12 protein-coding genes and 1 pseudogene are annotated in these 16,004 nt (G+C 70.1%); 5 read left to right on the top strand and 8 right to left on the bottom strand.

All coding sequences use genetic code 11. The features are described from left to right. Positions 1-44: 44 nt before the first annotated feature. Entirely contained in the window at positions 45-3,230 is a 3,186-nt protein-coding gene (locus tag AAHG09_RS14760; RefSeq protein WP_342108105.1) for a PAS domain S-box protein, read from the bottom strand. Continuing rightward, positions 3,227-4,048: a Crp/Fnr family transcriptional regulator gene (locus AAHG09_RS14755; protein WP_342108103.1), complete on the bottom strand. Its 822-nt coding sequence runs from the start codon at positions 4,046-4,048 to the stop codon at positions 3,227-3,229. The genes AAHG09_RS14760 and AAHG09_RS14755 overlap by 4 nt, the downstream gene beginning before the upstream one ends. Positions 4,049-4,730: 682 nt before the next feature. On the opposite strand from AAHG09_RS14755, the gene AAHG09_RS14750 reads away from it, so the two are divergent. Further along, positions 4,731-4,961, top strand: coding sequence for a hypothetical protein (locus AAHG09_RS14750; protein WP_342108101.1), 231 nt, complete (start codon positions 4,731-4,733; stop codon positions 4,959-4,961). 442 nt (positions 4,962-5,403) lie between these two features. On the opposite strand, the gene AAHG09_RS14745 is transcribed toward AAHG09_RS14750, so the two are convergent. From AAHG09_RS14745 to AAHG09_RS14735, 3 genes are read right to left on the bottom strand one after another with little or no spacing between them, the layout of a single operon-like run. Next, positions 5,404-6,594 carry a hybrid sensor histidine kinase/response regulator gene (locus AAHG09_RS14745; RefSeq protein ID WP_342108100.1) on the bottom strand — a complete coding sequence of 397 codons (1,191 nt, stop codon included), beginning with the start codon at positions 6,592-6,594 and terminating at the stop codon, positions 5,404-5,406. After that, positions 6,578-7,003 (bottom strand): response regulator, encoded by a 426-nt coding sequence (locus AAHG09_RS14740; protein WP_342108099.1) that lies wholly within the window; start codon positions 7,001-7,003, stop codon positions 6,578-6,580. Before AAHG09_RS14740 ends, AAHG09_RS14745 begins: the two co-directional genes overlap by 17 nt. Beyond that, on the bottom strand, positions 6,987-8,111 hold the full coding sequence (locus AAHG09_RS14735) for a sensor histidine kinase (RefSeq protein ID WP_342108098.1): 1,125 nt from the start codon (positions 8,109-8,111) through the stop codon (positions 6,987-6,989). Before AAHG09_RS14735 ends, AAHG09_RS14740 begins: the two co-directional genes overlap by 17 nt. A gap of 215 nt (positions 8,112-8,326) precedes the next feature. On the opposite strand from AAHG09_RS14735, the gene AAHG09_RS14730 reads away from it, so the two are divergent. The 4 genes from AAHG09_RS14730 (at position 8,327) to AAHG09_RS14715 (ending at position 9,916) form a co-directional block, all read left to right on the top strand. Further along, entirely contained in the window at positions 8,327-8,536 is a 210-nt protein-coding gene (locus AAHG09_RS14730) for a hypothetical protein (protein WP_342108097.1), read from the top strand. Positions 8,537-8,577: 41 nt separating this feature from the next. Next, a complete protein-coding gene (locus tag AAHG09_RS14725; protein WP_342108096.1) occupies positions 8,578-9,213 on the top strand; it encodes a glutathione S-transferase family protein in 636 nt (211 codons plus the stop codon). A gap of 55 nt (positions 9,214-9,268) precedes the next feature. Continuing rightward, positions 9,269-9,493, top strand: coding sequence for a hypothetical protein (locus tag AAHG09_RS14720; RefSeq protein ID WP_342108095.1), 225 nt, complete (start codon positions 9,269-9,271; stop codon positions 9,491-9,493). Positions 9,494-9,709: 216 nt separating this feature from the next. Beyond that, entirely contained in the window at positions 9,710-9,916 is a 207-nt protein-coding gene (locus AAHG09_RS14715) for a hypothetical protein (protein ID WP_342108094.1), read from the top strand. Between the two features lie 134 nt (positions 9,917-10,050). Here the strand turns inward: AAHG09_RS14715 and AAHG09_RS14710 are convergent, their stop codons facing one another. The 3 genes and pseudogenes from AAHG09_RS14710 to AAHG09_RS14700 form a co-directional block, all read right to left on the bottom strand. Then, entirely contained in the window at positions 10,051-11,067 is a 1,017-nt protein-coding gene (locus tag AAHG09_RS14710; protein ID WP_342108093.1) for a CorA family divalent cation transporter, read from the bottom strand. 229 nt (positions 11,068-11,296) lie between these two features. Next, positions 11,297-13,120 (bottom strand): annotated as a pseudogene (locus tag AAHG09_RS14705) (cation:proton antiporter). Between the two features lie 114 nt (positions 13,121-13,234). Further along, complete coding sequence (locus tag AAHG09_RS14700; RefSeq protein ID WP_342108092.1) at positions 13,235-15,898, bottom strand: MHYT domain-containing protein; 2,664 nt, start codon at positions 15,896-15,898, stop codon at positions 13,235-13,237. Positions 15,899-16,004 lie beyond the last annotated feature (106 nt).

The raw sequence follows: 16,004 nt of genomic DNA, 5'->3' as shown, positions 1-16,004 counted from the left end.
GCCGCACGTCAACGAAGCGCCCCGGCCGTCGTTGCAGCGCGAGGTCAATGCACGTCCTGGAAATTGCGTAGCGGTGCCTCGACGACGCAGCGCACGCCCTCGGGCGGGTAGGCGAGGGCGATCCTGCCATCGACGGCGCTGACGAGGCCGCGCTCGATCAGGCGTGAGCCGAACCCCTTGCGGGACGGGGGCACGACAGGCGGACCATCCCGCTCGCACCAGGAGATGGCGAGGACGGGGTCCGCGTCTTCTCCGGCCAGGGACCATTCGACGTCGACGCGCCCGTCCGGCGTCGAGAGTGCGCCGTACTTGGCTGCGTTGGTCGCGAGCTCGTGCGTCATCAGCGCCAGGGCGAGGGCGGCCCTGCCGCCGATCTCGACCGCCGGTCCCCGATAGACGATCCGTCCGGAGCCGTCGTCCTGGAGCCCGACGCCGCCACGGACCACCGGCTCGATGGCGGCGTGCTCGGCGGCGCCTCCGAGCAGGAGGTCGTGGGCCTTGCCGAGGGTGATCAGACGGTCGGCCAGCACCTCCTTCGCCGCGTCGACGTCGGTGGCGCCCCGCAGGGTGTTCGCGGCGATGGCCTGGACCATCGCCAGCAGGTTCTTCATGCGGTGGCTGAGCTCGTGGTTGAGCAGGTCGCGCTGCTCCTCGGCCCGCCTGCGCGCGTCGATGTCGGACACCGCGGCGACGGCGCCCGTCAGCGCCCCGTCCGCACCCCGGATGGCCGCCGCGGCGATGTCGATCCAGACGTCGGTGCCGTCCGGGCGGCGGTAGCGCACCTGCAACTGTGAGCGCTCGACATCCCCCGTGATGACCCGGGCCAGCGGATATTCCTCCGGGCGGACGGGTTCGCCGTCCGCGTGGAAGGAGGTCCATTCGCCGTATGCGGCGACGTCCCGCACGCGAAGGACCGGATGCCCGAGGATCTCCTCGATCCGGGCGTTGCCGCCGACGATCTGCCCTGTCGGCGCCTCAGCGAGCAGGATGCCGACCGGCACCGTCTCCAGGATCGAACGCTGGCTGGCCTCGCTCGCCCGGAGCGCGTCCTCCGTTCGCTTGCGGGCGGTGATGTCGTTGAACAGCACCGCGACCTGCCGCGAGCCGGGCTCACCGAAGGGATAGGCGTAGACATCGAACCACCGGTTTCCCAGCGCGCTCGCCACGAGCTCGAAACGCTCGGGGACGCCGCCGCGCGCGATGCGGTCGTAGATCGCGAACCAGTGCGCCTCATGGCCTCCGGCGAGGTCCCGCATCCACTTGCCGTGGACGTCCCGGAGGCCGGACTGGCGCTCGAAGGACGGATTCACCTCGATGAAGCGGTAGTCGAGCGGGCGCTCGGCCGGGTCGAGCTTCACCTCGATGACGCAGAAGCCGGCGTCGATGCTGTCGTAGAGGTCGCGGTAGCGGGTCTCGCTCGCGACGAGGGCCTGCTCGGCCTGCCGGTTGGCGGTCACATCGCGCGAGACGGCGAGCAGCCGCGCCACCGCGCCGTCCACGTCCCGGATCGGGGTGACCTGAACGTCCCACCATTTCGGCGTGCCCTTCATGGTGCAAGCGGGGCCGGTGAAGCGCCCGACGCCACCCGCCGAGGCCGCCTCCACGGCCGCCCGGGCCTCGGCCTTGCCTGCCTCGTCCCAGAAGGCGGTCCAGTCCATTCCGGCGACGCCGTCGAAGTCGTCGACCTCCATGACGCGCTGGCCGCCCGCGTTCATGAACCCGATCCGGGCGTCGAGGTCGAGCACCTTGATGCAGTCGGCGGAGGAATCGAGCACGCTGCGCAGGAACGCCTCGCTGTCCTGGAGGCGTGCGGCGGCGTTGCGCTGCTCGGTGCGGTCGCGCAGGATCTTGAGGAAGCCGATGGCTTCCCCGGCTTCGTCGCGCAGCGCCATCATCTCGCCGTTGGCCCAGAACCGGGTGCCGTCCTTGCGGAGGTGCCAGCGTTCGTCGATTCCGCGCCCGTGCTCCAGCGCGGCCCGCATCTCCTTGGCCGCGATGCCGTTGGCCCGGTCCTCGGGCGTGAAGAACACGTCGGCCGGCCGCTCGACCATCTCCGCCGGCGACCAGCCGAGGATGCGGGTGGCGCCCTCGTTCCAGTCGTCGACGCGCCCGTCGAGACCCATGACGATGATGGCGTAGTCGATGGCGCTGTTGAACACCGCCTCGTAGCGGTCCCGGCTCGCACGGACGCTGCGCCGCGCGTCCGCCTCGCCCGCCTCGGCGAAGCCGGCGGCGACGGTGCCCGCGAACAGGCGCGCGGCCTCAAAGTCGCCGTCCGAGAAGGCGTCGGTCTCGCCGGATTGAAGCTTCAGCACGCCGATGGCCGTGCCGCCGCGCGAGATCGGGACATACAGGGCCGAGCGCATCCCGAGCGGGGCGATCACGTCGCGTTTCACCCGTCCGTCGAGGAGCGCGTCGGGGCACGAAACCGCTTCCCCGGTGAGCAGGCAGTGGCCGGACAGGCTCCCGCGGAGCGGCAGCCGCAATCCCCCGTGTCCGGCGAGGCTGCCGCGGACCGTGCGATAGACGAGTTCCTCGCCCTCGCGCATCTCGATGGCGCCGCCCTCCGCCCGCGGCACCGCCTTGATCGCGCCAGCGAGCACGGCGTCGAGGATGGCGTCGAGGTCGCCTCCCGCCAGCGAGACCGCCGCCTGTGCCTCGGCCAGCGCGCCGTGCCGCAGGATCGTGAGGCGCTGCTTGTCGATGGCGGCGTCGCGGGACCTCAGCGCCCTGCGCAGCTCCAGTTGCGCCATGACCTGGCCGGCAAGCTTGCGCAGCGCCGCGGATTGCTCGGGGGTCAGTCCCTCCGGCCTGGGCGCGTGGTCGATCACGCACAGGGTGCCCAGCCGCTCGCCGGCGGGTGTCTCCAGCGGCGCCCCGGCGTAGAAGCGCAGGAACGGGGCTCCCGTGACGAGGCGGTTGTCGCGCGTTCGCTCGTCCCGCGTCAGGTCCGGGATCACCAGGGTCTCCGATTGCGCCAGGGCGTGCGCGCAGACGGATTGGTCCAGGGGCGTCTGGCAGGGCTCGAAGCCGGCCCTGGCCTTGAACCATTGCCGGTCGCCGGCCACTAGGCTGACGAGGGCGACCGGCGTCCCGCACACCAAGCGGGCGAGGTCGACGACGTCGTCGAAGCCGGGCTCGGCCGGCGTGTCGAGGATCTCGTAGGACGCGAGTGCGTCCAGTCGTTCACGGTCGAGCGTCCCGTGGGGCAGCGGTGCGGTCGCGGTCATCGGGCCGCCTCCCGCGGGCCGTGCGCAAAGGGTTCGAGGTGCTGGGCAGGAGCGGCATCCGGGGTCACGTCCACCGCGAGGATCTCGCCGTGCTCCGTCGAGACGGCGCCCATGACGGCCATGAAATGCCGCCTGACGCGCGCATGGCATTCGCAGCAGGCCGCCTCGGCGCGCCCGCGGTCGAGCAGGTGGATGCGTCCCCGGCCGACCACGATCAACCCCCGGTCCTGGAGGGTGCCCAGCACGCCGCTGACGTAGCTGCGTCCGACGCCGAGCATGGCCGCCAGCACGGTCTGAGTCACCGGCAGCGCGTCGGTGCCGAGCCGGTCCTGCAGCGCCAGCAGCCAGCGCACGACGCGCTGCTCGATGGGATGGGTGGCGTTGCAGGCGACCGACTGAAGCACCTGCGCGAGCAGGCAGTCCGCGTAGCGCACGAACAGGTCGTTCAAGGCGGGGGAGGCCCCCTTCGCCTCGCGCAGCCGGTCAGCGTCCATGCGCAGGACCGCGCCCTCGATCTGGACGACGCACCGGGTGAAGGCCGGCAGGTAGCCTTGGCTGACGACGCCCCCGATGGCGCCCTCGTGTCCCACCGTGGCGGTCTCGACGGTGCGGTCCCCGGCCAGCGGCACGACCAGGGTGGTGACAGTGCGATCAAGGGGAAAGGTGACCTGCGAGACGTCGTCGCCGACCTCGAACAGGACCGTCCCGCGCGCGCACTCGGCCCTCACGAGATGCGGGGCCAGGAGCGCGCCGTCCCGCGCGTCGAGGGCGTCGAGGAGCAGGTTGCCCTCGACGGGGATGAGGTTGCGCGAAGACATGAGGACGACGACCAGCGGGCCGGGGCGGCACCCGGCCCTCCACTTGTCATGGCGACCGTCTGTCCACAACACGACAATAGCGGCATCGTGGACAGACACGCCGATTTGACAGGTGCAGGCCGGTCCCGGCGTGCGATCGCGGGCGTCGTCGCGCGTCCCAAGGCCGCCGCCCCGCCGTCGCCAAGCTGCTTGGGCATGATCGAGGGGTTCATCAATGCCCCATGCCAAGAGACGCGCGTCGACCTGCCCTTTCCGACCTTCTTCCCGCGTTCGGCCCGGGCCGAGGAGGACTTGCGTGGGCTGGACTTGCGTGGGCTGGACTTGCGTGGGTTGGACTTGCCCTCGTGGCTGGCCTTGGCGTCGGCCTTCCTGGCCGTCGCGCTGCCGTGCTCCGTCCTCTCGGTCGTGATCGCCTCCGTTCGGGATGGCCGGAAATGCCCGGCCGCACCACGCGTTCCGCCGGATTTTCCCAGCCCCCTGAAACCCGCGCGCCCTGCGCTCCGTACAGGCCCTCGAAAATCCGATGCTGAAGACGTGCGAGACCGAAATTTCGCGCGCTGTGGAGCCATGCCCGCGCCTCGCGCTTCGGGAGAAATTTATTAGTTTTTACAGGAACTTAGTCGAAGATTATCACCTTCTACTACGTCGATCGGGAAAACCGTTCTCGTACAGGAGAAGCTCAATGAAAATCACGACCCTCGCACTCGCGGCCACCGTCCTGGGCAGCCTCGCGCTCGGTGGCGCCGCATCGGCGGCCCCGATGGGACCGAACGGTCTTCAGGCCGCCCCGGCCGGCATCACCCAGGTCCGCATGAGCAGCAGCGAGCGCATGATGATGAAGAAGCGCATGATGCATAAGAAGATGATGAAGCGTCGGATGATGAAGCGGAAGATGATGATGAACCGCATGTAAGCGGTTCCGCGCAGGAGGCGGGGCGACCTTCGGGTCCCCGCTTCTTTTTCTCTGGGTGATGTGCCGCTTGCCTCGCACCTGCCCGACACGCTCTGCGCCCGATCTCGGCGCGGTCGAGCAGGGTCGCTGGATGTGCCGGCCTCTGGTCGTGATACGCGTCACCCACCGGGTCAGCGCGCGCTCCCGCCTCGTCCTGCTGATGAGCGGCCTCCAGATCTTCGACGCGCGCCCGGCACTGCACCGGGGCAACGTCTCGACCTTCGACGGTCCGCTGCTGGCGCCGACCTCGACCGAGGACGTTCCGCGAAGGGCGCCACGACGAGCCGCTCAAGGACTGGATCGGACGGCAATGCTGACGGGACGCGCGTGGCCGCGTTTCGCAGGTCGGCACGAGGCGTGAGGCCGGGAAACCCGGCTTCCGACGCCTGCTCTGATCGGAACTTCAGGACGCCGTGGCGGACGATGCAGCTTGCACGGTGCCGGATACGGGCAGCCGGAACAGGAAAGTCGTCCCCCGGTCGACGGCGCTCCTGACTTCGAGCACGCCACCCTGGCGCTCGACGAGATCCCGGCACAGCAGCAGGCCCAGGCCGCTCCCGCGCTCGCCTGCCGTCCCGTTCGTCGTCGTCCGCCGGTCCAGCCTGAACAGGTCGTCCACCCTGCCGGGCGGCATGCCCACGCCGGTATCCGCGACACAGATCTCGACCGCGTCGCCCTCACGCCGGGCGGCGACCGTGATGGTGCCGCCGGGCAGCGTGAACTTGATCGCGTTGCTGACGAGGTTGCGCAACACCGTGGCGAGCATGTCCCGCTGCGCCCGCACCACCGTGCGGCCGCAGGACGCTTCCAAGCTCAGCCCCTTGTCGGCGGCGGCCTCGGCGGCTCCCTTCATGACGTCTCCGGCCAGGGTGCCGAGATCGACGTCCGTGAGGGTGATTGCCATCGTATCCATCTGCAGGCTCGCCCAGGAGAACAGGCTCTCCAGCAGGGCGTAGGCCTGCGTCGCCGCCTCGTGGATGCCGTTGGCCCGGCGCTCGATGGACGCGGTGTCGCGCGCCACGACGGCCTTTCCAAGGACCTGGGACAGGCCGAGGAGGGCCTGGAACGGGTTGCGCAGATCGTGGGCGATGATCGAGAACAGCAGCGATTTCTGCCGGTTCAACGTGTCGAGTTCGAGCGACTTCGCCTCCGCCTCGCGACGGGCAGCGGCGAGTTCCGCCTGGAAGGCGCGCCGGGCCTCGGCGAAGCGGATCGCCCGGGCCAAGCCGGACGGCGTGACCTCGGCCTTGTCGAGATAGTCCAGCGCGCCGGCCCGCATCAGCCGCGTCGCCAGGTCCGGGTCGGCCTCGCCGGTCAGCATCAGCACCGCCCGCGCCTCGCCCTCGGCCGCCAGCAGGGTCTTCAGGAGCGCGAACGTGTCGACACCCGGCAAGCGATAGTCGAGCAGGATGCAGTCGAACGTCTCTTCGGAGGCGAGGCGCTCGCCATCCTCGCCGCCGGCCGCCTCGGTCAGCGTGTGGGCGAGGCCGGACTTGGCGAGCGCCCGCCGCACAGCCGCGCGGTCGACCGCGTCGTCGTCGATCAGAAGGATGCGGGTCGGGTTCGTCACGGTGGGACTATGCAGGAAACTCAACGACCTTCCAGTAGTGCTCCAGCAACGCCACCGCTTCCATGAAGGTGTTGGCCGGGTCGCGCTTGACGATGTAGCCGGCGACGTTGTGCCCGTAGGCGCGCATCCGGTCTTCGTCGGCCTTCGAGGTGGTGATCATGAACACCACCGCCGAACGCAGGTCCTCGTCGGCGCGGACCGCCTCCAGGAACTCGATGCCGTTCATGCGCGGCATGTTCAGGTCGAGCAGGATCAGGTGAGGCCTTGGCAGCTTGGCATGCCCGTTCTCGCCGCGCAGGATCTCCAGGGCCTCGATGCCGTCGCGGGCGACGGTGATCGGATTGCCGATCTTGCTCTTCTTGAAGGCGCGCTTGAGCCCCTGGACGTCGACCTCGTCGTCGTCGACCAGCAGGATGTTAACCGTCGAGCCCATGCGCCTGTCCCCTCCGGCCGTCGCGCGGCCACGTGAAATGCACCGCCAGACCACGCCCGTCGGGCCCGTCGGAAAGCCAGACCTTGCCGCCCAGCCGATCGACGAGCTTGCGCACGATGGCCAGCCCCATGCCGCTGCCCTCGACCTCGTCGCGGGGCTTGAGCGTCTGGAACATGCCGAAGACGCGCTCGCGGAACTGCTCGGGGATGCCCGGCCCGTCGTCGGTCACGACGAACTCGAACGCGTCCCCCGCCGGCCTCGCCGCGACCGAGATATGACCCTCGGCCGGCCGGTCGTGGTGCTTGATGGCGTTGCCGATCAGGTTCTGCAAGGCTTGGGTCAGCGGGGCCCGGGCCGCCTGTAACGTCGGCAGGGACGCATCGGCCGTAATGGCGAAGCCTGCGGGCGGGCTGACCAGCACGGCGAGTTCCTCGACGAGCGCCTTCGTGTCGATTGTGTCCATCGTCGCGTCGGCCCGTCCCGCCCTGGAATAGGCCAGGAGGTCGTCGAGCAGGCTGTCGAGCCGCCGCACCCGGCTCTTGAGCAACTCCATGTTGGTCTGGACGTCGCCGGTCAGCGAGCCTTCGAGATCCTCCTCGATCCATCCGACGAGGTTCTCGATGCCGCGCAGCGGCGCCTTGAGGTCGTGGGAGGCGACGTAGGCGAACTGCTCCAGCTCCTCGTTGGATCGGCGCAGGTCGATGGCGTGACGGGCGAGCCGGCGTTCCAGGCCTTTGCGCTCGGTGATGTCGGTGTTGGTCCCGAACCAGCGCAGGATGGCGCCGTCCGGCCCGCGATGGGGCTGCGCCAGCGACAGGAACCAGCGGTATTCGCCGTCGGCGCCGCGAAGCGGGAAAGTATCCTTCCATGGCTCGCCGGTGCGGAAAGCCTCGCTGATGCGTTCCACGACGCGCTCGACGTGGTCGGGGTGGTGGACGTCGCGCCAGCCCCAGCCTCGCATCTGTTCGAGGGTGGTGCCCGTGTAGTCGTACCAGCGACGGTTGTACCAGATGATGTCGCCGCTCGGCTCGGCGACCCAGGTCATCTGGGGCAGCGCGTCGGCGAGGGCGCGGAAGTCGTCCGTGGTGAGGTTCGCGGCACGCTCCACGCGCGGATCTCCTTACGTTGGGGCTCAATCTGCGGCCGACCCCGCATAACCCCGGGCGGGATGCCCGTCATCAGAGCCTGAGTGGGTCGCCGGGCCGCCGGGACTGGCTCGCCCCTGCACTATGGAAGGCGTTGCCGCCAGGTCCGCCGGGAACCGGCACGCAGCGGGCAGATTGGCTTCGCGAACCGGTTGTGCAACCGGCAGGGAGAAACGTGATGTCGAAGGATACCGAGAAGCACCACGCGCTGCTGAGCGCCCTCAAGGAGGCGCAGGGCAAGGGCGACGGCTCCTTCGAGCACGCCGTGACCGATGCCTTCGCGCACGTCTTCGAGCACCTGGGACGCCTGAACGATCACGTGTCCCTCGGAGGCCCCGACGGTGGCGCTCCCCACCTGAAGCCCGGCGAATCCGCGACCCTGCGATAGGGACCGGGACCGCCGGAGGCCGCAACGCGAAAGGGACGCGCATGATCACGCTCTACACTTGGTCGACCCCGAACGGTCGCAAGATCCCGATCATGCTGGAGGAGTGCGGGCTGCCCTACACGGTCGTGCCGGTGAACATCGGCAAGGACGAGCAGTTCGCCCCCGACTTCCTGAGGATCTCGCCCAACAACAAGATCCCGGCCATCGTCGACGACGCGGGGGAGGGCGGTCCCTTAACCGTCTTCGAGAGCGGCGCGATCCTCACGTATCTTGCCGAGAAGACGGGACGTTTCCTCGCCCCGTCCGGTCCGGCCCGCTATAAGGCCCTGGAATGGCTGCACTGGCAGGTGGGCGGCCTCGGTCCCATGCTGGGCCAGCTCGGCTTCTTCGCGGTACGCTCCGACGAGAAGGCGCCGCTGGCGATCAAGCGGTTCACCGACGAGGCCGATCGCCTGCTGCACGTCATGGACAGGCGGCTCGGCGAGGGGCCCTACCTCGCGGGCGCGGACTACTCCATCGCCGACATCGCCTGCTACGCCTGGACCCTGGCGGCCACGTCGTTCCTCAAGGAGCCGCTGACCGGCACCCTGGGCTCCGTGCCGAACGTGCATGCGTGGCTGGAACGGGTCGGCGAGCGGCCCGCCGTCGGGCGCGGCATGGAGGTTCCGAAGACCTGAGGTGCAGACGGTCCCTGGACGGTCGAGGCCGTCTCGACCGGGCAGAATGCGACCGGTGCACGATGACGCGGACGGCGGACGTCGCCGCCTCCGGCAAACGGTGTCGCGGTCGGTGAAGGACGAGCGCTTCCGCAAGTCGCTGAAGCTCGCCGACGGCCCGGACGTGAAGGGCGAGGGCGCGACCATCAAGGTGGCGCTGGACAAGAGCGCGGCCCGCCCTCTTGCGACCCGAGGCCATGCGTACCGCCGGTCGTGCACGTCGCATCAGGACCGACCCTGAGGTCAACGCCGGATGAGACGACCTGCCCGCGAGCGCAATGCTGTTCCGATCCGCGCGAAGGCCTCTTGGTGTCGGGTGTGAAACCTGTTCGACAGGTAAGCCACGAACGCTGCGATGCAACCAACGACGCTGGGTGCTATTCTTCTAGTATCCATCACATCGAGCATTTCGCCGGCCGCGCCCGTCGGATGACCCGCGTTCGCGAAGGCGGCAACCATGATCCCTTGCAACCACCACCACGATGGCGAGGCCCGGCCCGCGCTCAGTCAGGTCGCCCGGGTGCTGGCAGGGCGAATGGCGCCTCCCGAGAACGCGAACCTCCCGCCGCGCCTCGCCGAACTCGTCGCCGTGCTGCTCGCCCGCGATTGCGAGGGCGGTGGCCATCGATCGGCGGCCAGAGTCCCGAGGCCAGACGCCGCTTGATCGCTTCGCGTCTCGCATGACGATCCTTCCGATCGCCACGCAACGCCATACGCGGGGCGTGGCCCCTGAACCCGATCGGCGGGAGCAGGCGCGTCTCGGCCCGGTCACGGTCTGAGCGGTCGCGGCCGGTCTGCTCATCCCCTGGGTGGACGGATGCCGAGCAAGCGGATCACCCCGAAGGCCAGGACGGCCGACGCGAGGCTGAGGCCGCATACGGCGAGGAAGCCTCGTGGGTCGTCGCCAAAAGGCAGCCCCTTCACGTTCATCCCGAACAGGCCGGTGATGAAGGTCGGTGGCAGGAAGAGCGCCGACAGCACCGACAGGACGTAGAGCTGCCTGTTCGTCGCCTCGGCGATGCGCTCGGACACCTCCTCCTGCAGAAGCCGGGCCCGCTCGGCCTGCAAGGTCATGTCGCGGTCAAGCGCATCGAGGCGCTGCGCGAGTCGGGCCGCCGCCGCGGCCGCTGGCCCGTGGATGTCGACCGTCGCCCCATCCGTCTCCAGCCGGTGAAACACGGCCGCGAGCCCGGTAATCTGCCGGTGCAGGCGCACCGCGTTGCGGCGGACCGGCCCGAGCCGCCGCCGGTCGTCGCGGGGTCGGCCATCGAGGATGTGGTCCTCGATTCCATCGAGCGCGTCGGAGAGCCGCTGCCCGGTGATGGCCATCGCCGAGACGACGTGGTTGACCAGGGTCTCGAGGAGCAACGTCGGCGAGGTGACGGTGTCGCCGCCCTCGACCGCGGCGCGGGTCACGTCCGGGCTCTCCACCGGTCCGCGGCGGCCGCTGACGAGGCTGCGCGGTCCCATGATGAAATGGAGCCTTCCGGCCGGCGCGGGTTTGGCGCCCGGGCGGGCGAGGTCGGCGACGACGCCCCCGACATGGTCCCCTGCGACCGTGACGCGCTGGTGCTCGTCGGGCGCGAACACGGCGGTGGCGAGCCGGATGGGACCGAACGTGCCTGCGCCCGCCGCCGCCGCGAGGTCGACCGCGTCCAAGTCATAATGCAACCACAGGAACCCGCCTCCGAATGCATCGCGGGTGCGCGCAGCCTCGGCCGCCGGGACTGAGCGCCCCCGCCCGTCCGCATCGAATGCCATGGCCCAGAGAGGTTCGACCCGCCGGATCGATGGGCTCATGACGTTCGCGGTCACGCTTCCGATCGAAGCGTCTACCGGCGGATCCAGCGCGTGCATGCAGGGTCCAATCGATGCTCAGCCAGGCAGGAATGCGACGTTTCGGTCCGCAGATGCGGAACGCCGCAGTCGCAGGCCTGCGTGCGACGGGAATTATGGGGCGCACCACAACGTCTCGGGACGTCGTGGAACGGCTCGGGCTCAAGAGCGAACCCGCTTCGTCCGATGTCGGTTCGGATACCGCGCGTCAGGCGGGCACCGGCAACACGTCTTCTCCCCTCCCGATGCACGGGACATTCGGCGCCGTCAGTATGAGCTTGCGGTCACCCTCGTCGGGAGCGGCACGCTCGTTGTCGACCGATCGGAATTCGATCGCCCCGTTCGTCTTGATGATCAGCAGGGCATTCACGTCAGGCTGCGCTCCCGCGTCCGCCGGGACGACGTCGAATCGCCAGCCGGCCTCGTGCCGCCCGGCCAGGGCATCGAAGTCGATCTTGCCGTCGCCGAGAATCTTGCCGCGGGTATCCCGGCTGACACCTGTGTCCGCGTGCAGGAGGTGGTCCGCCGACGGCGCCAATTGGTAGACCCGTTCGCGGCCGATCTCCGGGGCAAGCCTCGTGCACACCAGCGCGTTGTAGAGTCCGTCCCGGGTCGCAGCGAGCAGGTGGTCCGGGGGATGGTCGGCCAAGCCTTCCTCGGCGTGCCGCGACAGGAGTTCGGCCTGCATCGTGGGAACGCCCGCGTCACGGGCGGCGTGCAGCGCGCCGGGGTAGGTATCCACCAGCACGACCGGCACGCCCGCGCGATGCAGCGTGATGACCATGTCGCTCGCCCAGGGGGACGCCCCGACCACGGCGATCCGTTGGGCCTCGGTCGCGGTGGACAGGCCCAGTCGCCGGGCGAGCGGACCCAACGAGAACCCGTGGAGGATGACCGTGGCCACGATGACCGCGAACACGGTGGGCTGGATCAGGTCGCCGCCGGCATAGCCCGCATCGCTCAGACGCGGCCCGGCCAGACCGGCGACCGCGGCCGCGACGATGCCGCGTGGGCCAATCCAGCCCACGAACAGACGCTCTCGCCGTGACAAGTCGCTGCCCAGCGTCGCAAGCCAGATGGCGGCTGGGCGGACCACGAACAGGACGGCAACCGTGAGGCTGAGGATGGGCAGGGAAAGCTTGCCGAGGACGCCGAGGTCGAGGTCGGCGGTCAGCACGACGAAAAGGCACGACACCAGCAGGACGACGAGCGCCTCCTTGAAACGGCGCAACTCCCCCAAGCCCGGCACGTGCCGGTTCGCCAGAACGATACCGAACACGGTCGCACCGATCAGCCCGGCCTCGTGCATGAGCAGGTTCGGGACGACGTAGGCGACGAGGGCGAGCGCGAGCAGGACCGGCGTCTTGAGCGTCTCGGGCACGAGATCGCGCCGGAACGCCCCCGCGACTGCGACCGCGAAGCCGACGCCGAGGCCGCCGGCCACCAGCACGCCCTCGGCGAGGTGGAGCGCCAGGGCGACCGCCGGGGTTTCGCCGGCACCGTGTGGCACGCCCACCAGGATCTCGATGACGACCGCCGTGAGGATGGCCCCGACCGGGTCGTTGACGATAGCCTCCCACTTCAGGAAGGCCGCGGACCGACGCGCCAGGCGGGCATGACGGAGCAGCGGCAGGATCACGGTCGGGCCGGTCACGACGAGGATGGCACCGAACACCGCGGAAGGTCACAACATCCCGCCGATGAGGTGGGCGGCGACGGCGCCCAGGACGAAGTTGACCGGCAGCGCGAAGGCGGTGAGCCGGAGAATGCCCTCGCCGGAAGCCCTGAGCTCCCGGAAGTCGAGGGCGAGGCCTCCCTCGAACACCACGATGGCCACCGCCAAGCCGATCAAGGGTCGCAGGTTCTCCCCGAAGTCGCGGGACGGGTGCAGCAGGCCGAACACGGGTCCGACGAGGAACCCGAGGGCGAGCAGCAGCACGATGGCGGGGATGCGCAGGCGCGCGGCGAGCACCTGGGCGGCGATGCCACCGCCCACGATGCAGAGGACGGCCGTCGCCAAACCGTGTTCCATCCATCCCCCATCCGGGCGAACCCGTCGTCGCGACCGTCCGACGCCGCCCCCGCGGAGGATCGGCACCTCCGCCGCCGTGCGGGTCGGATCCCGTGCCCTACTACGGGTCGGAGCCTATCGGATCCCCGACGAGGCCTCCGCCGGGGTCGCATCCCCGGCGTCGGTCTGGCGGTTGTCGAGCTTGCGCAGCGCGGTGGCGATGTCCTGCAGGCTGGTGTCGCCCTTGCGAAGGACCCGATCGGCCTCGGACAGGCGGTCGCGTTCCGCCGCCGTGATGTCCCGGGCACTCAGCACCACGACCGGGACCTCGGCGCAGCCGGGCAGAATTCGGAGCCGGTCGAGGAACGAGAAGCCGTCCATCACGGGCATGGTCAGGTCGAGCAGCACGAGGCGCGGCACCCCGTGGAGGACCTGGTCGAGCGCCTCGCGGCCGTCGCCTGCCTCCCGGACGCTCCAGCCGTTGCGTTCGAGCACCGTCCGGAGGCGGTGGCGCATGTCGGCATCGTCGTCGACCACGAGCACGTCGCCGTCGGCCGCCCGGAACTGGTCGAGGATCGTGCGCAGCCGCGCCCAGTCCACGGGCTTGGGCACCGCCTCCACGGCCCCGAGGGAGGCGCTGAGCGCCGCGTCGGCGACGAAGCTGATCATGACGACCGGGATGGCGGCGGTCTCCGGGTCGGCCTTCAGGGCGGCCAGCACGGACCAGCCGTCCGTCTCCGGCATCATCACGTCGAGCAGGATCGCCCGTGGCTTGAGTGATTTCGCGAGGTCGAGCCCTGTGCTCCCGTCCCCCGCGGTGCGGACGGCGAAGCGCTGGCGTTCGAGGAACCGGGTCATCAGCTCGCGCTGGCTGGCCTCGTCGTCGATGACCAGCACGAGGTTGCCCACCGCCACGTGGTTCTCGGGTGCCGCCGGTGCCGCCTCGACGGCCTGCTCTGGCGCCGCGGCCGGGACGCGGAGGGTGAAGCTCGTCCCCGCGCCCTCGACGCTGTCGACGGTGATGTCGCCGCCGAGCAGCTGCGCGAAGGCGCGGCTCAGAGCCAGCCCGAGGCCGGTTCCGCCGTAGGTGCGCGTGGTGCTCTCATCGGCCTGGGTGAACCGCTCGAACAGGCGCCCGACCTGCTCCGCGTTCATGCCGATGCCGGTATCCTGCACCGTGAACCGGAGCCAGTCGCCGGCCCCGTCGCCCTCGCGGACGGCCCGCAACGTGATGGTGCCGTTCTCGGTGAACTTGGCGGCGTTCGAGAGCAGGTTGAACAGGCACTGGCGCAGCTTCACCGCGTCGGTGCGGGCGAGGCCCACGCCATCGGCCACGTCGACCACGAGGAGGTTGCCCTTCTTCCTGACCAGGGCATCGACCGTGCCGGCGGCGTCCTGTGTGAAGGCGGCGACGTCGATGTCCTCGGGGTCGAGTTGCATCTTCTCGGCCTCGACCTTGGACAGGTCGAGCACGTCGTTGATCAGCCCGAGCAGGTGCTGGGCGTTCGACTTGATCTTGCCGAGGTCCTTGAGGAGGCTGTCCTGGCCGAGCTCCTCCGCCTCCTCCTCCAGCATCTCGGAGTAGCCGATCACCGCGGACAGCGGCGTGCGCAGCTCGTGGCTCATGTTGGCCAGGAACCGGCTCTTGGCCCTGCTATGCTCCTCGGCGGCGTCGCGCGCCTCCTTGAGGGCGATCTCGTACGCGTCGCGCGCGGTGATGTCGGCGTGGATGCCGACCCACTCGCGGATCGTCCCGTCGGGATTGCGGACCGGCCGGCCCTTGACGGCGAACAGCCGGTATTCGCCATCGCCGTTACGCACGCGGTGCCGGAGTTCGTAGCCCCGGTTCGCTGCGACAGCGTCCCGCCACGCGACCTTCGTGTGCTCGACGTCGTCCGGATGCACCGCCTTCGCCCAGCCCGTGCCCTGGCACTCGGCCTCGGACTGGCCGGTATAGGCTTGCCAGTACGGCTGGGGGCCGACCATCGCGCCGCGCGCGTCGGCGGTCCAGATGATGTCGCCGACCGCCTCGGCGGCGGCCCGGAAGCGCCCCTCGCTGACATGGAGGTTGCGCTGCACCCGCTGCTGCTCGAACGCCGAGGCGAGCATGGCAACGAACAGGATCGTGAACGTCGCCCCTGCCACGTAGAGGGCGAGGATCTGCTGGCTCAGGCCGACGTCGGCGGCATGGGCGGCGTGGGCGCCGGCCTCCTCGGCGGTGAAGGTCGCCGCGGCCATGCCGGTGTAATGCATCCCGGCGACGGCGAGACCCATGACCGCGGCCGCGGCGAGCTTCTGCCAGACACTGTTCTGCCGGAAGGTCAGCCAGAGCGCGACCGTCGCGGCCGTCACCGCGATGGCGACGGACACCGTGACGATGGGCAGGCTGTAGGCGAGGTTGCCCGGCACCCGCATCGCCGCCATGCCGGTGTAGTGCATCCCGGCCACGCCGACGCCCATCAGCGGGCCGCTGACGAGGACGTCCCGCGTCCCCGCCCCCGCGCGGCTGACCCAGGCGAACGCGGCGCCGGTGGCGGCGATGGCGATCAGCAGCGAGGCGACCGTGATCCCGAGGTCGTAGGCGGCCGGCATGCCCATCTCAAAGGCGAGCATGCCGACGAAGTGCATCGCCCAGATGCCGCCGCCCATCGCCAGCGCGGCGAGGGCCACCCAGGCCCAGCGCGTTCGCGCACGCGCGCCCCGGACGCGACCGCCCAGGTCGAGCGCCGTGTAGGAGGCGAACACCGCGATGGCGATGGAGAGCGCGACGAGGGCGGGGTCGTAGCCGGTGTGGATCATGGGCAATCCGGTCGGGCTCAAATCGGGATAGGGCCACAGACGGGGAGGCCTTGGGAACGGTAAGTCGCAACGGCGAGGCTTTGTGCCTGCGACGAAGAGGGCACGG

Source organism: Methylobacterium guangdongense, assembly GCF_038442355.1.
GTDB classification, from domain to species: domain Bacteria; phylum Pseudomonadota; class Alphaproteobacteria; order Rhizobiales; family Beijerinckiaceae; genus Methylobacterium; species Methylobacterium guangdongense.
The sequence above is the reverse complement of the archived record's forward strand: the minus strand, read 5'-3'. Positions and strand labels throughout refer to the sequence as shown.